This is a genomic window from Pseudoalteromonas sp. ABV4_021, assembly GCF_056159365.1.
The window spans coordinates 1,820,487-1,842,603 of sequence record NZ_JBSWVB010000001.1; the positions used below are offsets into that span (position 1 = coordinate 1,820,487).

General features: G+C 40.5%; 18 protein-coding genes, 2 tRNA genes and 1 pseudogene. 16 read left to right on the top strand and 5 right to left on the bottom strand.

Features of this window, described 5'->3' with window-relative positions:
• The first annotated feature begins 132 nt into the window (after positions 1-132).
• From ACXAFE_RS08555 to ACXAFE_RS08620, 14 genes and pseudogenes are all read left to right on the top strand, one after another.
• Positions 133-2,064, top strand: a complete 1,932-nt coding sequence (locus ACXAFE_RS08555; RefSeq protein WP_475151337.1) for an EAL domain-containing protein — start codon at positions 133-135, stop codon at positions 2,062-2,064.
• A gap of 191 nt (positions 2,065-2,255) precedes the next feature.
• Complete coding sequence (gene rsxA, locus ACXAFE_RS08560) at positions 2,256-2,837, top strand: electron transport complex subunit RsxA (RefSeq protein ID WP_010559829.1); 582 nt, start codon at positions 2,256-2,258, stop codon at positions 2,835-2,837.
• Positions 2,838-3,392 (top strand): electron transport complex subunit RsxB, encoded by a 555-nt coding sequence (gene rsxB, locus ACXAFE_RS08565; RefSeq protein ID WP_054980443.1) that lies wholly within the window; start codon positions 2,838-2,840, stop codon positions 3,390-3,392. It abuts the gene before it with no gap.
• Between the two features lie 9 nt (positions 3,393-3,401).
• Positions 3,402-6,077, top strand: coding sequence for an electron transport complex subunit RsxC (gene rsxC / locus ACXAFE_RS08570; protein WP_475151346.1), 2,676 nt, complete (start codon positions 3,402-3,404; stop codon positions 6,075-6,077).
• A gap of 1 nt (position 6,078) precedes the next feature.
• Entirely contained in the window at positions 6,079-7,134 is a 1,056-nt protein-coding gene (gene rsxD, locus ACXAFE_RS08575) for an electron transport complex subunit RsxD (protein WP_475151349.1), read from the top strand.
• Positions 7,134-7,772 (top strand): electron transport complex subunit RsxG, encoded by a 639-nt coding sequence (rsxG, locus tag ACXAFE_RS08580; RefSeq protein WP_475151351.1) that lies wholly within the window; start codon positions 7,134-7,136, stop codon positions 7,770-7,772. The genes rsxD and rsxG overlap by 1 nt, the downstream gene beginning before the upstream one ends.
• The gene (locus tag ACXAFE_RS08585) at positions 7,765-8,463 is read left to right on the top strand and encodes an electron transport complex subunit E (protein ID WP_475151354.1); all 699 of its coding nucleotides are present in this window, start codon (positions 7,765-7,767) and stop codon (positions 8,461-8,463) included. Before rsxG ends, ACXAFE_RS08585 begins: the two co-directional genes overlap by 8 nt.
• A gap of 4 nt (positions 8,464-8,467) precedes the next feature.
• Entirely contained in the window at positions 8,468-9,100 is a 633-nt protein-coding gene (gene nth, locus ACXAFE_RS08590) for an endonuclease III (RefSeq protein WP_475151359.1), read from the top strand.
• Positions 9,101-9,308: 208 nt separating this feature from the next.
• Positions 9,309-10,211: an NAD-dependent epimerase/dehydratase family protein gene (locus ACXAFE_RS08595; RefSeq protein WP_475151362.1), complete on the top strand. Its 903-nt coding sequence runs from the start codon at positions 9,309-9,311 to the stop codon at positions 10,209-10,211.
• A complete protein-coding gene (locus tag ACXAFE_RS08600) occupies positions 10,208-11,503 on the top strand; it encodes a glycosyltransferase (RefSeq protein WP_475151365.1) in 1,296 nt (431 codons plus the stop codon). The genes ACXAFE_RS08595 and ACXAFE_RS08600 overlap by 4 nt, the downstream gene beginning before the upstream one ends.
• Positions 11,500-12,525 carry a radical SAM protein gene (locus ACXAFE_RS08605; RefSeq protein ID WP_475151368.1) on the top strand — a complete coding sequence of 342 codons (1,026 nt, stop codon included), beginning with the start codon at positions 11,500-11,502 and terminating at the stop codon, positions 12,523-12,525. Before ACXAFE_RS08600 ends, ACXAFE_RS08605 begins: the two co-directional genes overlap by 4 nt.
• A gap of 2 nt (positions 12,526-12,527) precedes the next feature.
• Entirely contained in the window at positions 12,528-14,195 is a 1,668-nt protein-coding gene (locus tag ACXAFE_RS08610; RefSeq protein ID WP_475151371.1) for a methyltransferase, read from the top strand.
• Positions 14,192-14,794, top strand: a complete 603-nt coding sequence (locus tag ACXAFE_RS08615; RefSeq protein ID WP_475151373.1) for a histidine phosphatase family protein — start codon at positions 14,192-14,194, stop codon at positions 14,792-14,794. Before ACXAFE_RS08610 ends, ACXAFE_RS08615 begins: the two co-directional genes overlap by 4 nt.
• A 62-nt stretch (positions 14,795-14,856) precedes the next feature.
• A pseudogene (locus ACXAFE_RS08620) lies at positions 14,857-15,117 on the top strand (endonuclease III); the annotation flags it as partial.
• 234 nt (positions 15,118-15,351) lie between these two features.
• Here ACXAFE_RS08620 and ACXAFE_RS08625 read toward each other — a convergent pair.
• Together ACXAFE_RS08625 and ACXAFE_RS08630 are read right to left on the bottom strand one after the other, a co-directional pair.
• Positions 15,352-16,551 carry a type III PLP-dependent enzyme gene (locus tag ACXAFE_RS08625; RefSeq protein ID WP_475151375.1) on the bottom strand — a complete coding sequence of 400 codons (1,200 nt, stop codon included), beginning with the start codon at positions 16,549-16,551 and terminating at the stop codon, positions 15,352-15,354.
• Between the two features lie 378 nt (positions 16,552-16,929).
• On the bottom strand, positions 16,930-19,038 hold the full coding sequence (locus ACXAFE_RS08630; RefSeq protein ID WP_475151379.1) for a winged helix-turn-helix domain-containing protein: 2,109 nt from the start codon (positions 19,036-19,038) through the stop codon (positions 16,930-16,932).
• A gap of 200 nt (positions 19,039-19,238) precedes the next feature.
• Between ACXAFE_RS08630 and ACXAFE_RS08635 the strand changes: the two genes are divergently transcribed.
• Positions 19,239-20,402, top strand: a complete 1,164-nt coding sequence (locus ACXAFE_RS08635; protein WP_475151383.1) for an alpha/beta hydrolase — start codon at positions 19,239-19,241, stop codon at positions 20,400-20,402.
• 170 nt (positions 20,403-20,572) lie between these two features.
• Positions 20,573-20,962 carry a lactoylglutathione lyase gene (gene gloA, locus ACXAFE_RS08640; RefSeq protein ID WP_054980450.1) on the top strand — a complete coding sequence of 130 codons (390 nt, stop codon included), beginning with the start codon at positions 20,573-20,575 and terminating at the stop codon, positions 20,960-20,962.
• Between the two features lie 272 nt (positions 20,963-21,234).
• Here the strand turns inward: gloA and ACXAFE_RS08645 are convergent, their stop codons facing one another.
• The 3 genes from ACXAFE_RS08645 to ACXAFE_RS08655 form a co-directional block, all read right to left on the bottom strand.
• Entirely contained in the window at positions 21,235-21,717 is a 483-nt protein-coding gene (locus ACXAFE_RS08645; protein ID WP_475151388.1) for a prepilin-type N-terminal cleavage/methylation domain-containing protein, read from the bottom strand.
• Positions 21,718-21,842: 125 nt separating this feature from the next.
• Positions 21,843-21,918 (bottom strand) — tRNA-Glu (locus tag ACXAFE_RS08650).
• 105 nt (positions 21,919-22,023) lie between these two features.
• Positions 22,024-22,099, bottom strand: a tRNA-Glu gene (locus ACXAFE_RS08655).
• Positions 22,100-22,117 lie beyond the last annotated feature (18 nt).

Genomic DNA, 22,117 nt, shown 5'->3' on the forward strand with positions numbered 1-22,117 from the left:
TTTCATAAGTGATTTTTTGTATTAGTGACAGAGTCTTGGTCTTGCATAGCTGACAAGTATGCCGATCTATCGTTGTCCCCTATTTCATTTAATACAATCTACCAATTAATACAGCGTGAGATAAGAAAAACCATGGCAGGATTAACTCGCTTTATTACAATCCAAGTATTTTTTTGCTTGCTTGCAACAGCACTTACTGGATATATGCTTAATTCAGCGTTGCATCAATATGCAAACTCGCAACAGCTAAAAGTGCAAAGAGCAATCGATCTTGAACTCTCTCAAGTAACAACAGATCAAGATATCGAAGCATTCGCAAAAAGTATAAAATTGCAGTACAACCTTGATAAATTAGTTATTAAAGACAAAGAAAATGAAACTATTTTCAGCAATCAAGGCAACTTAAACTATCTGCCCTTTTTAGTAAAACACCTACAAAACTACAAACCGTTTATCCGCTCTCAACATGGCGCGGGAAGCGATTTGGGTCTTAAAATCGAATTTACGTTACGCCTACAGCAAACCGCTGAGATCGTACAAAACGCTTTTTTGATTTTATTTCTGATCATTTTAGTACTCACCCTTGTGCCTTTTATCACGTTAAAGCTAACGTTAATGCAAGCGTCAAATCGCATGGGCGACGCTATTTCAAATATGGTCGATAAGTACATTGAAAATGACAGTAAAGATGGCAAACTCGATTCATCGCTTGCTGATAACGCTGTAAGTAATATTTTTCCGAGCATTGTTCGTTTAAATGGCTTTTTAAAGCGCAAGCAAAAAGACATTGAATCCTCTGCCCTTGATATTAAACGCGAAGCCTACAAAGACACTGTAACAGGACTAGGTAACCGTAATTTATTTATTGAGCACTACGAACACCAAATTGAAAACGCCGACAAACCATGTTTCGGTACCCTTGCCGTTATTCGCTGTACTGAATTGAACTTGATAAACCAAACGCGCGGTTATCAGCAAGGCGATGAATACATTAAAGATGTGTCAGATCTCATCACCCAAGCTATTGGCACTTACTCTGGCAGCACCTGTTACCGCTTAAATAGCTCAGACTTCGCGGTACTGTTAATCAACGTACCAATTAAAGAAGCAGAAAAACTTGGCGAAGTACTGCAAAGTAAATTTACTGAATTTCAGCAACATGTTGAACTTACCAGTGTTGCAAATACCGGTATTGTGTCATTTGAAACAGGCAAGCCCCTAAGCCCACTATTGGCGCAAGTAGATACTGCTCTTAGCCTTGCACAAAGTAAAACCACAAATGGCTACCATATTCAAAAAGAAAGCGACATTATTGATAACGTTTCAGCAAGTTTTGGTAATCAAAATTGGCGTCAAGTGATTGATGACGTATTAAACAACAATCGCATTCAGTTAATGATCCAAACCATTATGCCGACTAGTCGTAGTGCGAAGGCTTACTCTGAGATTTTCGCGCGTTTTAAAACGTCTGATGAACACATTTTGCCAACCTCTTCTTTCTTAGCAATGAGTGAAAAACTCAATCAACACGCACACGTTGACCGCCTTGTTATCGAAGAAGCGATTAATGCTATTAAAACACGTAACTTGAACGACCAGTTTTTCGGTGTAAATGTATCGGCTAAAAGCGCCCACGACGAGCAGTTTTCTATTTGGCTTGAGCGTCGCTTGTTAAAAGATAATGCCATTGCCGCCAAGTTAATTTTTGAAGTGAGTGAATTCGGCTTACAGCAGAATGTAAAAGCATCAAAACGCTTTATTGATATGATCCACCGTGTAGGTGCGCGTATTACCGTTGAACGTTTTGGTGTTGGCTTAACCTCATTTAAATTTTTCCGCGATTTAAAACCTGATTTTATTAAAATGGATGCAACCTATACGCGCGGCTTAGAGGAAGATAAAAATAACCAGTACTTTATGCGTTTAATGGTTGATTTGGCCCACCGCATTGGCGTGACCGTACTTGCCGAAGGGGTCGAAAGCCAAGAAGAAAAACACATTATTGAACAACTGTGTTTAGATGGTGCACAGGGCTACTACATCGAAAAGCCCAAAGAGATTTAATTTATACCATTTAAAAAGGGGCTTAATCGCCCCTTTTTAACGCCATAATTACCTTTTGTTTAAATTTCACACTAAACACCCCACACTACCTTAACAATTGAAACTGAATGAGATTTGTTTAACGGAATAAGTTGAGCTTTAATCCGAAAATTTGGATAATAAGCGTCAAATGTAGCGCATATAAGATTTCAATGACCGAATACCTACTGTTACTCATTGCCACAGTATTAGTAAACAACTTTGTTTTGGTACAATTTTTAGGCCTGTGCCCGTTTATGGGTGTGTCTGGCAAGCTGGATACCGCAATTGGTATGTCTCTTGCGACCACTTTTGTACTCACTTTGGCATCAGTCACCAGTTACCTCGTAAATCAATATATTCTTATACCGCTCGAGCTCACCTTTCTGCGCACTATGAGCTTTATTCTAGTGATCGCTGTGGTTGTGCAATTTACCGAAATGGTGGTACGTAAAACCAGCCCGACACTGTATCGCTTACTGGGTATATTTTTACCACTTATCACCACCAACTGTGCGGTACTTGGCGTAGCGCTATTAAACACTCGTGAGCAGCACTCATTTTTACAATCGGCAATTTACGGCTTTGGCGCCGCAGTCGGTTTTTCATTGGTACTTGTTTTATTTGCCGCAATGCGCGAGCGTTTAGCGGCAGCAGACGTACCAGCCCCATTTAAAGGCGCGTCTATCGCCATGATCACAGCCGGTTTAATGTCTTTGGCATTTCTTGGCTTCACCGGACTGGTAAAACTGTAAATGACTTTATTCTACGCCCTACTCGCCTTAGGCGGTTTAGCGCTGTTATTTGGCGCAATTCTTGGCTTTGCAGCAATTCGCTATAAAATTGAAGGCAACCCTATCGTCGAACAAATCGATGAAATATTACCGCAAACGCAATGCGGTCAGTGCGGCTACCCTGGCTGTCGCCCTTATGCAGAAGCCATTGCTAACGGTGATGACGTTAACAAGTGCCCTCCGGGAGGCGAAGCAACGGTACAAAAGCTCGCGGATTTAATGGGAGTAGAAGCCAAACCGCTTGCTGGCGGCGAAGAAAAAGAGCCGATTAAAACGGTTGCCTACATTCGAGAAGATGAATGTATTGGCTGTACGAAATGCATTCAAGCGTGTCCTGTTGATGCCATTGTCGGCGCAACACGCCAAATGCACACGGTATTAATTGACGAATGTACAGGGTGCGATCTGTGCGTTGAACCTTGTCCGGTAGACTGCATCGACATGGTGCCCGTTAAAACCACAAGTAAGAACTGGAAATGGGACCTACAAGCCATTCCAGTAACAAATATCGATTAGAGGTTGTTGGTGGAATCTATTTTAGAACAAATTGAACGTGGTAAGCTTTGGTCGATTCCGGGCGGTGTACACCCTGCCCCGAATAAAGCGAGTTCAACACAACAACCAATTAAGCGCTTACCGTTACCTGAAAGTTTAACTATTCCGCTTAAGCAGCACATTGGCGATAACGGGCGTTTGCTCGTTAAAACGGGTGATAGTGTATTAAAAGGTCAAGCCTTAACCGAACCCGCAGGCCACTGGAGCGTACCTGTGCACGCGCCAACCTCTGGTACTATCAGCGAAATCGCAATGAAGCCAACGACACACCCAAGTGCATTGCCTGAGCCGAGTGTCGTATTACTGCCAGATGGCCAAGACACATGGTGTGAACTATCTCCATGGCCTGACTTTTATGCCAAATCTGACCAAGAGATTGTAACGCGTATTCACAATGCCGGTATTAGTGGTATGGGCGGTGCGGGCTTTCCTGCGTATGTTAAAGCCCAGCCTAAAAATGCAATTGAATTTCTAATTATTAACGGTGTTGAATGCGAGCCATATATCAGCGCCGATGATATGTTAATGCGTGAGCATGCTAGCGAATTAATTAAAGGCATAGAGGTACTGCGCAAGCTTTATCAGCCAACCAAGATTTTAATTGGTATTGAAGACGATAAGCCAGAAGCGATCGCTGCACTGAAAAAAGCCTGCGAAAATGACCACTATACACAAGTATGTCCGGTGCCAACTAAATACCCATCGGGCGGTGAAAAGCAACTTATTCAACTGTTAACGTCAAAACACGTACCACAAGGTGGGATCCCATCTGATATTGGCATGGTAGTACATAATGTCGGTACGATTTTCGCTATTTATCAGGCCATATATGAAGGCAAACCGCTTATTGAGCGTGTTGTAACAGTAACAGGTGAAACAATTTCAACACCTGGGAATGTCTGGAGCCTGCTCGGTACACCAATCAAGTTCTTGCTCGAACAAAGCGGTTTTCAGCCACAGCAGTGGCAACGTGTGATTATGGGCGGTCCAATGATGGGCTTTACCTTACCGAGCGTACGCCTTCCAATCATAAAAACCAGTAACTGCGTGCTCGCGCCGAGCGAACGTGAAATGCCGATGCCCGGTGAAGAAAAAGCCTGCATTCGCTGCAGTGCGTGCGCCGACGCCTGCCCTGCTACGCTACTACCACAGCAGCTACAATGGTTTGCCAAAAGTAAAGAGTACGATAAGTTAGAAGAGCATAACTTGTTCGACTGCATTGAATGCGGTGCATGTGCCTATGTGTGTCCAAGTGAAATTCCACTGGTGCAATATTACCGTGTTGCCAAGGCAGAAATTCGCCAAGAGCGCGAAGATAAGATTAAAGCAGAACGCGCCAAAGAGCGTTTTGAAGCACGTAATGAGCGTTTGAAGCGCGAACAAGAAGAACGCCAAAACCGACATAAACGCGCGGCAAAGCGAACGAACGATGAAGCTAAGTCGAAAGTTGAAGAAGCCTCTAAACGAGTTTCGTCAAATGATAAAAGTGCAGCCGTTCAAGCAGCTTTAGCGCGTGCTAAAGCAAAACGTTCAGAAAATGGTGAGCCAGATAATTCTGAAATGGCAAAGCTGCGTGAAGAGCGAAAAGCACAAGCTCGCGCATATAAAGAAGAAAAACCAGCAGCGACAAGTAATGACAGTAAAAAAGATGCCGTTGCAGCTGCAATAGCGCGTGCAAAAGCGAAAAAAGCTGAGCAAACAAACGAACAAGATGTAAAAGATGATACGAGCGACCCGCGTAAAGCTGCCGTCGCCGCTGCAATAGCCCGTGCCAAAGCAAAAAAAGAAGCGAAAGGTTCCGATGACGCTGCCAATAATAGCGCTACTAATGACACGGACACATCAAGCGATAACGATCCACGTAAAGCCGCTGTTGCCGCTGCTATCGCTCGTGCAAAGGCTAAAAAGGCTGCACAGCAAGCTGAAGAACCATCAACAGAAGCGTTAGATGAAGCCAAAGCTCAAGACGCAGATGAAAGCACCACTGACGATCCGCGTAAAGCCGCTGTAGCCGCGGCTATCGCTCGTGCAAAGGCCAAAAAGGCTGCAAAGCAGGCTGAACAATCATCAACTGAAACGCTAAATGAAACCAAGGCTCAAGACGCAAACGAGAGCACCGATGATGATCCGCGTAAAGCCGCAGTCGCTGCCGCTATTGCTCGTGCAAAAGCCAAAAAAGCTGCAAAGCAGGCTGAAGAATCATCAGTAAAAGAGCTAGATGAAACGGAAATTCAAGACGCTGACGAAAGCGCCAGTGATGATCCGCGTAAAGCCGCTGTTGCCGCAGCTATCGCTCGTGCAAAAGCCAAGAAGGCTGCAAAGCAGGCTGAACAATCATCCACTGAAACGCTAAATGAAACCAAGGCTCAAGACGCTGACGAAAGCGCCGATGATGATCCGCGTAAAGCCGCAGTCGCTGCTGCGATTGCTCGTGCGAAAGCCAAAAAAGCAGCCAAGCAAGCGGCTGAGCAAAACGACTTGCCACAATCGAACGATAACGATGTTGAGCAACAAGATAACCTAGCTGCAGTTGAGACAACTGAGAAACCAAAACTCGATGCTGAAGCGAAGAAAAAGGCAGCGATAGCCGCTGCAATCGCAAAGGCTAAAGCCAAAAAAGCGCAACAAGATAAAGGATCGGAATAACGTGCAATTATCCTTAAGCAGCTCGCCACACAAACACAGCCATAAGTCGCTCGGTGCGCTTATGCTCAAAGTTGCCTTTGCAGCAAGCCTAGGCGTTGCCTGTCAGGCTTACTTTTTTGGCTTTGGTGTAATTATTCAATTATTGCTAGCAATTATCACGGCAATTGCCGCCGAAGCTTTTGTGCTAAAACTACGCAAGCGTAATATAAAATCCGCGTTAAGCGATTATAGCGCGGTACTTACTGCCGTGTTACTTGCTATCAGTATACCGCCGCTTGCGCCTTGGTGGGTGATTGTTATTGGTACCGCATTTGCCATTATTTTCGTTAAACAACTGTATGGTGGCCTTGGTTTTAATTTATTTAACCCAGCTATGGCAGGCTATGTGCTGTTGTTAATTTCATTTCCGGTGCAAATGACCACATGGTCACCTCCCATTGAACTTGCATTCAATCAACATACCTTGTTAGATGAGATTAGCGTGATCTTTACCGGCATAACCCAAAGCGGCCTAACAACCGAGCAGTTAAGACTCGGCGTGGATGGCGTGTCTATGGCAACCCCGCTCGATACGCTAAAAACGAGTCTTAGCAAAGGGCTCACTACTTCAGAAAGTCTGCAAAACCCAATTTTTGGCGAACTTGCTGGTATTGGTTGGCAATGGGTTAATCTAGCATACCTATTAGGCGGCATTTATTTATTAAAAGCGCGCGTTATTAACTGGCATATTCCAGTAAGCTTTATAGCTAGCCTTGCGATTTGTGCGAGCATCGGTGTGATGTTTCACCCAGGTGTTAGTACTGGTCCTGTGCTTCATTTATTTAGTGGCGCAACCATGTTAGCGGCATTTTTTATTGCCACCGACCCGGTGTCTGCATCAACAACGAATAAAGGCCGTTTAATTTACGGCGCCTTAATTGGCCTGTTGGTTTACCTTATTCGTACTTATGGTGGATACCCTGACGCTGTTGCATTCTCAGTATTGTTACTCAATATGGCGGTGCCTTTAATTGACTTCTACACGCAGCCAAAAGTGTATGGCGCTAAGGAGCAATAATGTTATCTAAATCAATTTCTAAAAACGCACTGATTTTAGGCGCGTTTGCAATTGCCAGCACTGCGGTAGTAACCCTAACTTACATCGCAACTAAGCCTGCGATTGAACACAATAAACAGCAAAAACTAATGACTACTTTAGGCCAAGTTATTAGCGAAAATGACTACGACAACACACTTTATTTAGACTGTGCGCAGATTAAAGAAGATTATTTAAATCACGCGAGTGTTACCAAAGTGTATCGCGCTAAAAATGGTGATAAGCCAGTTGCGGTGGTCCTGCAATCAACGGCACCAGATGGTTATAGTGGTAATATTGAAATTCTTTCTGCCATTTATATTGATGGCACAATAGCTGGTGTACGTGTTATTGAACACAAGGAAACGCCAGGGCTTGGTGATAAGGTAGAAATTCGTCGCTCAGACTGGATAACCAGTTTTGATGGCAAACGCCCTACTTCAATTAAAGATACGTCATGGGCAGTAAAAAAGGATGGTGGTCAATTTGATGCATTTACAGGTGCAACCATAACGCCTCGCGCCGTGATTAATGCCGTTAAACGTGCAAGTCTTTATACCCAAAATCAGCATCAAGCACTGTTTAATCAAGATAATTTATGCGGAGTAAATAATGACTGAACAACTGCGCGATATAATTAACCAAGGACTGTGGAAAAATAACCCAGCACTGGTACAACTGCTCGGTTTATGCCCATTACTGGCAGTATCAGCGACCGTAACCAATGCCCTTGGTTTAGGATTAGCCACCTTGTTTGTATTGTTAGGCTCAAACGTCACCGTAGCAATAGTCCGTGAATGGGTACCGAAAGAAATCCGTATTCCAGTATTTGTGATGATCATCGCCGCATTTGTTACAATGATTGAGTTATTAATGAATGCCTTTAGTCACGAGCTGTATTTATCACTGGGTATTTTCATTCCATTAATCGTTACCAACTGCGCCATTATTGGTCGTGCCGAGGCATTCGCCTCTAAAAATTCAGTACCACTTGCAGCATTTGATGGTTTGATGATGGGACTCGGTTTTCTTGCTGTGTTAGTGCTATTGGGCGCTATGCGTGAATTATTAGGACAAGGTACTTTGTTTGATGGTGCACATTTACTGCTGGGTGATTGGGCAAAAGTGTTACGCATTGAAATAATGCAAACCGAAACAAAGTTTTTACTTGCGATTCTCTCGCCAGGTGCTTTCTTAGGCATGGGCTTGCTTATTGCGTTAAAAAATTACATTGACGCCAAACAGCAAACACAACAAGACGAACCAATTACTGAAAAAGCGCCACGCGCACGTGTCACAAGCCTGGACTAAGTAAATGAATAAAACAAAACGCCGCGAAATATTAGAGCGTTTACGCGCCGATAACCCAGAGCCTAAATCTGAATTAGAATATTCAAATCCGTTTGAATTATTGGTTGCAGTTACGTTGTCAGCACAGGCGACGGACGTTGGCGTAAACAAAGCTACACGCAAACTGTTTCCAGTAGCTAATACGCCAGAAGCAATTGTGGCATTAGGTGTTGATGGCCTCAAAGAATACATAAAAACCATAGGCCTTTATAACTCAAAAGCTAACAATGTTTATAAACTTAGCCTAATACTAATTGAAAAACACAACAGCCAAGTGCCTGAAAGTTTAGAGGCCTTAGTTGCCCTACCCGGTGTTGGCCGCAAAACCGCTAATGTTGTTTTAAACTGTGCTTTTGGCTGGCCAACAATTGCAGTCGATACGCATATATTCCGTGTATCAAACCGCACTAAATTCGCCATGGGTAAAGACGTTGATAAAGTCGAAGCTAAACTTGAAAAAGTAGTGCCCGCCGAATTTAAAGTAGACGTGCACCACTGGCTTATTCTGCACGGCCGATATGTATGTGTTGCCCGAAAACCAAAGTGCGGCAGCTGTATTATTGAAGATTTGTGCGAGTTTAAGGATAAGACTGAATAATACTAATTCAAACTATTTACATAGAGTTTAAGTAAAATAAATCAATAGCCTGTATGTACATTAAAAAGAGCTTAAGAAGGAACAGTTAACTACAACGCCATGATCAAGATACTAACCAGATGAATAACCCTTTATTCACCTTAATCTGATATCTAAAAACGCTAATAGGAATTAGTAAATCTCAACTTATTTCAACGGACGATGTTCAATGAAAAAAATTCTAATAACCGGACATATGGGCCTTATAGGCCGTCATTTATCACCTCTTTTAACACAACAAGGTTATGAGGTTGTAGGGTTTGATATTGCTAACAATTCTGGCGATATCTGTAACACGTTCGAACTAAAAAGAGCACTTCGCCAATGCAGTGGTGTTATTCATTTAGCGGCTGTATCACGAGTGGTTTGGGGCCAAAACAACCCTGAAAAGTGCTGGCAAACCAACGCAATTGCAAGTGAACAATTACTGAAGCTGGCAGTTGAGCATCATAAAAAACCTTGGGTACTCGTTGCTAGCAGTCGTGAAGTGTATGGAGAACCAAACTCTCTACCAGTTTCTGAAAGTATGACACTATCACCTGTGAATATTTATGGACGCTCTAAATTATATATGGAAGATGCGGCGCTAAAAGCGAGAACAGCAGGTTTAAATACCGCTATTGTACGATTAGCGAATGTTTATGGGTGTACATTAGATCATGAAGATCGTGTTTTGCCTGCATTCAGTAGGAATGCTGCTTCAGGAGTAAATCTAAGAGTAGATGGATTTGACAATCTTTTTGATTTTACACATATCAGCGACACAGTGAATGGTATTGCAAAAATTATCGAGCTACTAACCGCTGGCGAGCGAAATTTACCACCTATACATTTATTACCTGGGCATGGAACAACGCTAAAACAGGCTGCTGATCTTGCCATTTCCGCAGCAGGTAGTAAATCAAAAATCATAGAGGCTACTTCGCGTTCATATGATGTTGCGAAGTTTATCGGTGACCCTTCTCGTGCTAAATATCTACTCGGATGGCAAGCAAATGTAATGCCTGAGAAAGGTATTGCTTTATTGGTCGAAGCTTTCAAAGAAAAGTTAAGTTTAGGAGTAGTAGCATGAAAATATTAAAAGTAATACACGGCTATCCAATGCTATATAACGCAGGCTCTGAGGTTTACTCACAAACTATTTGTCATGGACTTGTTAAACAAGGCCATGAGGTTCATGTATTCACTCGTGAAGAGGATGCCTTTAGACCTGATGGGGATATTCGTATTAGCCATGATACTGATGTGCCTGAAATTAAACTCCATTTAGTTAACAATCCTCGTCATAGAGATAGATATCGTCTAACTATTATTGATGAGAAATTTGCCGAACTACTCGATGAGCTACAACCTGATATTGTTCACATTGGACATTTAAATCACCTTTCAACGTCCCTCGTTTTTGAAGCAAAAAAACGTAATATTCCTATCGTATATACGCTCCACGATTATTGGTTGATGTGTCCTAGAGGGCAATTTATGCAAATGCATTCTGCCGACGATAATTTATGGGCGGCATGTGATGGACAGGAAAATAAGAAATGCGCACGCCAATGTTATGCTCGATATTTTTCGGGTGATGATGATGAGCGAGATTTAGATCTTGCGTACTGGGAGAATTGGGTTGAGCGACGTATGAGGCATGTAAAAGAAATTGTTTCACAAGTAGATTTGTTTATTTCACCCGCCAAATACCTTAAAAATCGATACGAGAAAGATTTTGGCTTACCCAAAGAAAAAAGTATTTATCTAGATTATGGTTTTGATCGTTCACGTATGTCTGGCAGAAAGCGTAACAATGATGAACCATTTACGTTTGGCTATATTGGTACGCATATTCCGGCAAAAGGTATCCACCAGTTAATTCTGGCTTTTGGTCAATTGAAAGGTGATGCTGTTCTAAGGATTTGGGGCAGAGATCGGGGGCAGGACTCTCGTGCGCTCAGGGCAATTGCTGATACATTACCAGATGAAAAGAAAAACAACATTCAATGGATGCAAGAGTATAAAAATCAACATATTGCAACGGACGTATTTAGCAAAACAGATGCTATTGTGACGCCTTCAGTTTGGGTAGAGAACTCCCCGCTAGTTATCCATGAAGCACAACAGTCTAGAGTGCCTGTAATAACTGCTAACACTGGTGGAATGGGAGAATATGTTGTAAATGGGTTGAACGGTCTTACTTATGAGCATAGAAACATTGATGATCTTGCAAAAAAAATGCAGTTATTTGTTGACAACCCAGAATTTGCCAAAAAGCTAGGTGCTAAAGGGTATGCTTATAGCGATGACGGTGAAATACCATGCATTGATCAGCACATCGCTGATTTAGAGGCGTGCTACAGGGAGCTATTAAAGTGAGTGAGATAGATTTCTGGCGTATAACACTTGATACCAACCCTGATACCTGCAACTTAAACTGTATTATGTGTGAAGATCACTCTCCATATTCTGATAGCCCTAAAGTCAGAAAGCAGCAAGGAAGATTACGCCCAAATATGGATAGGGATATGCTTGAACGAGTTATTAGAGATGCAGCTAAGATGGGCATTAAGGAAGTTATACCATCTACTATGGGCGAACCTCTACTTTATCCTCATTTTGATGTGTTTCTAGATTTATGTCATGAACTTAATTTGTCATTAAACCTTACTACTAATGGTACCTTTCCAAGCCCTGATAAGCACCAAAATGTTGAATATTGGGCAAACCGGATTGTTCCAATTGGTAGTGACGTAAAAATATCATGGAATGGAGCGAGTGAACACACTCATAGCCAAATTATGTTGGGCGCTAAATTATCTGAGCATATCGAAAATGCAAAACGATTTATTGCTGTAAGGGATGAGTTGGCTGAACAACATTATTGTTCAATGACAATGCAGCTAACGTTTCTCAGAAGTAATTTAGAAGAAATTCCCGATATGCTTGACTTAGCTATCAAATTAGGTTTTGACCGAATAAAAGGCCATCAACTATGGGCACACTTTGATGAGATAGCTAATGACAATTTAAGAAATGATATTGTATTTGCGGATAGATGGAACCAAGTTGTCAAATACTGTAAAGAACGTGTAGCAAGGCACAATGAAACCGCATTGCGTCCATTCATATTAGATAATTTTTCTGAACTTTACTTAGATAATTTAGATGATATTGCTCCAAATGGAAGCTGTCCTTTTTTAGGCAAAGAAATTTGGATAGACCCTACCGGACGCTTTAATGTTTGCTGTGCTCCAGATCAAGAGCGAAAGAATTTAGGAGACTTTGGGTCAGTTTCTACCAACTCCCTTTCTGAATTAGCTGAGAGTGAAAAATACAATCAATTAATGAGTAGTTACAAAGACAATAGCCTTTGTAAGCAATGTACAATGAGGCGTTAATAATGATTGTTCTAAGAAAGTTATTTATTTCAGAGGACGGGCGACATCATATCTTATCAGATGGAACTGAAGCATATAGTTCGAGGTTTGATGAAGTTTTATCATATCATTTAGTTGAAAATGAATACCAAGTTGCACCTGCTTCAAAAGGAAATAATGCATGGCATATAGGGGATGATGGGCACGCGATTTATAATTCTACTTTCGATAGAACTTTTGGTTTTTATTGTAATTTGGCTGCTGTTGTAGATGGCGACCATTGGTTTCATATTACACCCAAAGGTAAAGCAGCTTATAGTGAACGTTATGACTTCGTTGGTAATTTCCAACAAGATATAGCAGTGGTATGCGATAAAGAAGGCTTTTACTACCATATTGATAAAAGTGGTAAACCAATCTACAAACACAAGTGGCATTATTGTGGTGATTTTAGAGAGGGTATTGCAGTTGTTCAGCACAGTAATGGACTTAGTACACATATTAATAGTAACGGCGATTTCATTCACTCCCAGTGGTTTTTAGATCTTGATGTATTCCATAAAGGCTTCGCACGAGCTAAAACCAAGGTTGGTTGGCAACATATTGATAGAGATGGTAAACCGATTTATCAGCAACACTATGCTAGTATTGAACCTTTTTATAATGGGTTTGCACGGGTTGAAACATTTAATGGCTCTTTACAAATCATTGATGAGGCTGGCAGGTTAACACGAGAGTTAAGAACTAGTCAGTCTGATGATTTTGCTGGTTTATCTGCTGATATGGTGGGTTACTGGCGAACGTTTACAATAGCTGCGGCTGCTGAGCTGAAGATTTTTGACTATTTGCCTGCAACAATCGAATCACTTTCACAAAAGACAAATACAATTGAAGCTCGCCTGTGTCGCCTCTTAAAGGCGTTGGGTGAATTGAGCCTTGTTGATCTTAAAGGCGAAAATTGGGAGTTACTACCTAAAGCTCAATACTTAACTTCAAAACACCCAAAATCTCTTGTAACCGCAGCTACTGAGTATCGAGATGAGTTACTGCAAAGGTGGTATGACTTAGTTACATTGATGAAGCAAGATGTAAATACTTCAGACATCTTTCAGAAAGTTGCAAACAATGAAGAGCATATTAAAAAGCACCATAGAATGCTTAGAAGCTATGCATTAGAGGATTATCAAAAATTAGTCTCTAATCTTGATATTGATTGCAATGACACCGTTTTCGATGCCGCAGGTGGGGATGGGATGTTATCTCAGCTGGTTCAAAACCAGTTCCCAAAAAGTAATGTAATTTTGGGTGACTTAGCCTCTGTAGTTAAGTCGAGCGAATTTACAAATAAGACATCATTTAATTTGTTTAATAATTGGCCTGTAAAAGCAGACAAAATTCTGTTAGCTAGGGTTCTTCACGATTGGAGCGACAGCGACGCAATTAAAATTTTGTCGAATTCAAGTAATTCTCTCCTTTCTAATGGCGCTATTTATATTTTTGAGATGATCAGAGAAGAGAATGGCTTTAGCGGATCTTTATGTGATTTACATCTACTCACTGTTACAGGCGGAAAAGAAAGAACAAAAGCTCAATTTGAAGCTTTGTTTGATAAAGCAGATCTATATATTGATACTGAATTTAACCAAAACAGTTTAATTACAGTAATGAAGTTAAAGCGCAAAATGATATGAAAAAATTAATAATTGCAAGACATGCTGAGCGGCCTGAAATACCCGCTAATAGAGTCGGTAATGAAATAATGTTAACTGAAAAAGGCATTGAACAGAGTAAACTATTTGCATCTTTAATCGACTTACCCCTTCGTAGTGTGAAATCTAGTCCAATAGGCCGCTGTATCCATACAGCCAGTGAAATTGCTCAATCATTAGATTATAAAGTAGAAAATATTGAGCAATGTAAAACCCTTGGTGATCCAGGTTTTATTATCGAAGACGGTGAAGTAGCCTGGCAACATTGGCAAAACAAAGGACATGATGCTGTGAATAAGCATTTAATTTCTGGCAAAGAAAAGTGGGCTGGTTTTCACGATTTAGACCATGTATCTAATGATATATTCAATATGATTAAAGAGCTATTGAACAATTCAGAATTTGGTACACATCTTTGGGTTACGCATGACACCATTTTAGCCACCCTAGCATCTCGCATCAATAATTCAAACTTTACATTAAATGATTGGCCTGATTTCTTAGGCTATCTGGTATTTAACTTGTCAAATACTGGTACTATTGATATTGACTATGTTCAATTTCCTAACTTTGGTAGTTGATAAAAGGTTTATATTGTCGTCGATTCAATTTGAATATTAATAAAAAATTTATCTACTGCGATAGTGCCTCTTTCAGCTGGCCCACTATTGCCGTCGATACTCACATTTTCCGCGTATCAAACCGTACTAAATTCGCCATGGGTAAAGACGTTGATAAAGTAGAAGCAAAACTAGAAAAAGTAGTGCCCGCCGAATTTAAAGTAGACGTACACCACTGGCTTATTCTACATGGCCGATACGTGTGTGTTGCGCGTAAACCTAAATGCGGCAGCTGTTTAATTGAAGACTTGTGTGAGTTTATACCAATTCACTTAAGTAGCTAATCACCCTAGCGGGCTAAATATCATGCTAACTGCGTTAGAATTTATCAATGTAGAACAACTACATAAGAAAAATTCCGCCTTGTTAGCATTTCATTTATCCAGCGCTATCCTTGATCACATACTTAACAGAATTGGTATTAAAGATAAGCTTGATTTGTAGCATACGTCTAATTCATAAAATAAAAGGGCATTTAAAATGCCCTTTTTTGCGAGTATTTCACGTAAACAAAGTGATTAAGCACTTACAACTAGGTTGGTGCTCTCAACTTCATTTAATACCACTGTAGCGGCGCGCTTAAAGAAGTTAAAATCTGTTGCCGTACATGAAGTATACGCGCCCATCATAGTTGAGATAATAAGGTCGCCATTTTCCAGTTTAGGTAACATAATTTCTTCGCGGATCACATCAATGCTGTCGCATGTTGGGCCTGCAAGTACCGACATAAAACGCTCACCAGTTGTTTGCGCTGAATCAATTTGATACTTAGCTTCGTCAAACATTAAACCGCTAAACGAGCCGTATAAGCCGTCATCCAAGTAATACCAAGTTTTGCCGCTACGCACCGCTTGCCCCATTACCGAAGCAATATTGGTTACTGCAGTTGCCACAATAAAACGCCCAGGTTCGGCTATCACGCGTACTGTTTCTGGTAATTGTGCTAATGCATCACGAATAGGCGCACAAAAGTCAGCAATATTTGGCACTTCTGGTGTGTATTTCACAGGGAAACCACCACCAATATCAAGTGTACTCAGTGCAGGTAAACCCGCATCAATTACCGCCAACATAATGTGATGGCATTTGGTAATCGCATCGGCGTATTTCACACCACTTTTGGTTTGTGAGCCAACATGGAACGATAGCCCTTTTATGCGAATACCTAAATCAAATGCATGTTGAATTAGTGTTATAGCATCTTCAGGTAAGCAACCGAATTTTTTCGATAAGTCTGCCAATACCTCAGGGTTTGGAAAGCTAACGCGCACCAATAACTCAACCTGATCTTTGTATTTTTCAAACTTATCAATTTCGTTGACGTTATCAACCACAAACACATTGCAGCCATACGCAAGTGCATGTGAAATATCAATATCACGCTTAATTGGGTGCGTTTGAATTGTACGCTCGCTCGGTACACCGACCAATTGTACCAGGTCGACTTCACCATTAGTTGCTAAATCAAAATACGCACCTTCTGCAAGTAACGTAGTTACTGCCGCTGTGTGTGGTAATGGCTTTAGCGCATAGTGTAAATCAACATTGGGTAATGCGGCCTGTAACGCACGATATTGGGCTCTGATCAGATCACAATCTAGCACCATAAGTGGTGAACCAAATTGAGCAACTAATTGTTCAGCTTGTGGTTTTTCAATTACTAAACCGTGACAAGCATCAACATTGGTAATAGAGGCCATTACAGGTGTTAAAGACATAGCGATTCTCCGAGCAGTGTCAATAAAACTAAACTAATCAAATAAACTCATTATGAGTTCGAGCGAGTTAAACATACTTAAACATTCAAGTTCACTCTTGGATAGTTGCTCTATCGCCTTGCTGCAATAAATTGCAATGTACTCGGATTGGCTATCAACAAGAAGCGTGCGAATAATAAATCAGATTTTTTTAGATGCAATCTTTTTTTATAAAAATTTAATAAAAATAGTTAAAATTGAATTAAAGCTATAAATATCAATTAACTATGAAGTTTTATGAAAAGTAACGATCAATCGTAATGCTTCGCGCGTAGTAACATTTAACGCGGTTTAATTAAGGGAACTGCTATTTAGCGTTATTTGCAGAACCCTATTTAATTAAAGTGTGCGATAAATATCGCCTTCCCTACTTGCCATATCGCTCAATAAGATTGAGCCTTTACTCACATCAAAGCTCTTAAATTGATGTAAACGTAGCTTATTAACCGGCTGAGTGTTATCTAATGGCCTAATATTTAAATATTCACCACTTTCCTCTATCGTCACAAAATAAACAATACCGTTGTCAATTTTTGCATGATAGAACTCATTCGGTAATGCAAATTCAGTACTTGTTAGTTGCGTCTCATGTAACGCTAAATTGGTATCAACACGATAAATAAGATTACTGTTATGCTCGATTAAATAGTTTAAATGCGGGTTTTCGCTGTCGTGTAAACTATATGTCCAACGTTCAGATCGGTTACTTTTACCCTCTTTACTTAAATCCAGTAACAGCAATTCAGGTATGCCATTTTTCACTATTGTTAAACCAAGTTGGCCGTCGCTATGCCAATCCATAGCAATAAATGGATGCTCACTTTCATGAAGTAAAAATGAATGCGATAGCGATGTTAACGTTTCGCCATTAAGCAAATCTAATGGTAAGTAATAGACCTGATTATTAACACCCAATGCTAACTGCTGGTCATCGGTTGAAGTTGCCATACTATTAATTGAATAGTTGACATTAAAGTTTGAAACGGGCTCGACCATTTGAGAGTCTGGATTTACTCGATAGATTTGCATACGCCCACTTCGCTTTGATGCAAATAAATAATGATCACTAACATGAAGTAGCGCAGGCGCAAAATCAGCGACCGTAGAGTTGTATAATGCACTTTCCTTTACGCCCCCAAGCCAACGCAGGTTAGCCGCGTTTAAGCTCGTAGCAAATAGTAAGTTATTATTGGGTAAGCGCTTGATGCGATATGACAGCGCCTCATTGCTATCGACAACACGTTTAATATTATTTCCGTTAAAATCACTTTGTACTATTTGCTGTGTATTGGCGTCTGAAAAATAATAAAGTTTACTTGAATCATGATGCCAAATTGCTTCATAGGCTGGTCGATTAAACTTAATGCCAACCTCGGTTTTGTGGGTGGTTAAGTTAAGCGCTAAAAGTTGCGTTTTATGATCATTATCGGTGCTCATAATTAAGAGCTTTTCGCCATTCGGTGAAATATCAATGTGGTGATGTCCCCAACCTTTTGGCTCTGGCTGCGGTAAAATTTGGTGTGTTTTAGTTTTTATATCAAATGAGTATATTTGATTGGGCCAAAAATTTTGGGGCTGAGCGGTATAATAAATCGCATTGTGCTGATGGTGATAATCCAGATCTTTAATGCGCTTATCACTGCAATCAAATAGCTGCTCTGTTTGTTTGCTGAATGCCGACTTATTTGGCGCTATCGATACAGTCGCTTGATAGACACCACACTGGCTTTGCGTCTTATCCAAGTAAATAATTTTGGCATTATCCGCCGTATTTGTATCGATTACCGAGATTATCTCACTTATCGATGTATCTAATTTAACCCGCTGTGTTAACAAGGATTCGGTATCTTTAAACCACAATTGCGATTGGCTGCGGTCATCGTTTTGTTTAATAAAGAAAAGCTGACGGTTATTGGCATGCATATAATGGGATTGTTCAATTCCCGGCACACGAGTAAGCGGCATCGCCGCGCGCAATGAGCCCTCATTTTTAGGCCATATTGTTGACCATAAAATAATGATTATTGCCACAAAAAGCACCACACTTGCACTCACAAAAAGCCGTCGATTAGTATGTGAAGCAATAACACTTGGTAAAGTCGAGTTGCTTAGTACGTTTTGATTATGCATTGGCTGATAAAGTGACACATCACAAACAAAGCGATAGCCCCTTTTAGGAACTGTTTGAATATATCGTGGGCTTTTCGCGTTATCACCCAACACCTTTCGCAAGTTACCAATAAGCTTATTTATTGCATTATCTGTCACTAACGAACCAGCCCATAAATGGTTAAGCAGATCGTCTCGGGTTAAAATTTCATTCGGTTTTGCAATAAATAATGCAAGTAACTCAAACAGTTTAGGTTCTAACGTCACATCTGACTGACCGTTTAATGTTAATAAACGTGCCTGTTTAGCATCAAAAATAAACTCGCCAAATTGGATCATAACCTTTTAAAACTAGAGAAAAATAACGGCTAACAACTCTATCATAGCGGTGATACAAATAAATACTATTAGACTATAAAACATTGAAAAAACGAGTAAATTCACTTTTTCGTCACCTTTTTTCCTAACAATTTCATTCTTTAATTCAATCACTACGCCATGCTACAGGAAATTTTAAAAACCACGTTAGGAAAATACTTATGCGTAACCCAATCTTTTTTATCTGCGCTTTAATGATTTTATTTACAACAAACATTTGCGCAAAAGTAAGAGGTGAAGCCAAGCTCGACGGCCTTTATTCAACGATTTTATCTGAACAGCGAGAGTTATTAGTCCATCTACCAAATAGTTATGGGTTAAATTCAACACAACGTTATCCCGTACTTTTTTTAACCGACGGGCTGCGAAACTTTAACCATGTCTCTGGCACGCTTGATCTACTCAATCAATCTCACGAAGCACAAGAAATGATTGTGGTGGCTATTAAAAATACACATCGCACTCGTGATTTAACACCAACTTACAATGAAGGTTTTAACCAATGGGGCATTTCCGGCGGTGCCGACAAATTCCTCAACTTTATCGAAAAAGAGCTTATTCCACATATTGATAAACAGTATCGTACCAGCAACTTTAGAGTACTCTCTGGCCACTCGCTTGGTGGGTTATTTTCTATTTATGCACTGCATACTAAGCCGCAATTATTCCAAGCATACTTTGCCTTTAGCCCAAGCTTATGGTGGCATAATGGTGTCGTGGTTCAATCGGCTAAACAGTTTTATACCAATAACAACAATTTAAATCGCTATTTGTACCTTAATTTAGCCGATGAAGACGGCCAAATGCTGACTTCATACCAAGAATATTTAACGATTATTGAACAACATAAACCGAAAGGCTTTGACTATCATAGCGATATTAATACGCGTGAAAACCACAGCACTTCAGCAATGGTAGGCAATAATATCGCACTGACAAACTTGTACCGCCTGTTACAATGCGAAAATGAAACTCTAGCCAACGGTATCGACGCTATAAAGAGTTGTTTTTCAGAACTATCTCAGCGTTACGATGCACAACTACAACCAAATTACACAGCTTACAGCAATGCAGCTCATGCGGCGCAAAAAAGTGGTGCTACAGCAAACACAATCGATATTTACCGTGCGGCAATTAAGCAGTTTCCTTATATCTCAGACGCATACTTTCGTTTAGCATATGTCTATCACTCAACGAATCAAGATGAAAAAGCGCTTGAAACCATTAACAAAGCCTTGAGCGTGAGCGAGCAAGAAAATGCAGAAAACAACAAAATAAAAGCATTGCGCGATTTTATTGTGAATAATCCGAAAGCAACCAAATAAACTAGCCTCAATTAGGCGCTAGCAATTTATTTAAAGGCTTTGTTAGCAAAGCCTTTAAAAATACTTTACTGAGCCCAATAATCTATAACAGTAAATTACCTTTTTCACGCCTAGCGATAATCAACAATTTTTTTAGGCATAAAAATATAAACCTGTTTATAGGGGCACATATGCGTTTGTTACACACCATGATCCGTGTTGCGGATTTAGATAAGTCTGTTGAGTTTTATACCAAAGTACTCGGTATGAAAGAGCTGCGACGGTCTGAAAATACTGAGTACCGTTATACATTGGCATTTGTTGGTTATGGCGACGAAAAAGACAATGCGGTTATTGAGTTAACCTACAACTGGGATACAGACAGTTACGATCACGGCAATGCATTTGGTCACTTAGCCATTGAATATGATGACATTTACGCTGCGTGCGAAGAAATCAAAGCGCTAGGTGGTGTTGTATCGCGCGAGCCAGGCCCAGTAAAGGGCGGCACAACCGAAATTGCCTTTGTCAAAGACCCTGATGGTTACTCTATTGAGCTAATACAAAATAAATTTAACTAGCAACCAATTGGCAATCGGTTAGCTCATGATAATCGCTGAGCTAACCACCCAGGTAATATAGTTTTGTGTTATACCAATTCTGTTAAGTATGTGATCAGAGATAGCGCTGGATGAATACAATGATAACAAGGCAGAGTTTTTCTTATGTAGTTGTTCTACATTGATAAATTTTAACATAGTTAGAATGTTCAGCGATTTAAGTGAGTTAGTATTACACACGTCAATAAGGTATAAAGGCCATAAATTAATTAACGAATAGCTTTATTTAGCTATTAACAACCAGTAAGTACTTGTTGATATACAGGTGGCGTGCTGGCTGATGCGGCTTGGGTATAACGAAAATAGCAATTATCATCGCTTATTTGCGTATCCCCATCAAAATCCCAACCAATATAAGTGAATCTAATACCTTGATATTGGATCTTCAAATCGTCAGATAAATTAATGCGCTTCTCAATATCTGTGTTATCCAAGTAGCCCCACATAAGTCGCGTTTCAAATGAACCATTATTATCAAGGTCAACATCAAAGAGATCAGGTCGTCCGGGAACGGCTTGTGTTGAGTAGCTTTTCATTAGAGATTTGTAGTGAACAAGATCATTGGCTTGTTCAACGCTTACTTGGATTTGATTAATCACTTCACCGCGCGCATCGCTCGATAGCCCCATAAACCTTGGTATAGCAGTAACAGCTAATACACCGAGTATTACAATGACAATAATCAATTCTATAAGCGTAAACCCACGTGATTTCATAACAGCGTTAAATCAATAAGAACTTGGACGTTTATAATATAGCAATTATCTAATAATTCGAAATTAAATGAGGTGGTTACTTGATTTAGACACAGAGATATTTAGAAGAGTATATTAAGAATAAGTGGCGTCCCCTAGGGGATTCGAACCCCTGTTACCGCCGTGAAAGGGCGGTGTCCTAGGCCTCTAGACGAAGGGGACGCAGTATCTTTAAGATAATGTGTCACTAGGACTGGTTATTTTAACTCTTACCATACGAGTTTTAATGACTCACCCCACTGTTTTAAAACTAAGTTTTAAAGTAAGTGGCGTCCCCTAGGGGATTCGAACCCCTGTTACCGCCGTGAAAGGGCGGTGTCCTAGGCCTCTAGACGAAGGGGACAACATGGTGTTGTCACTA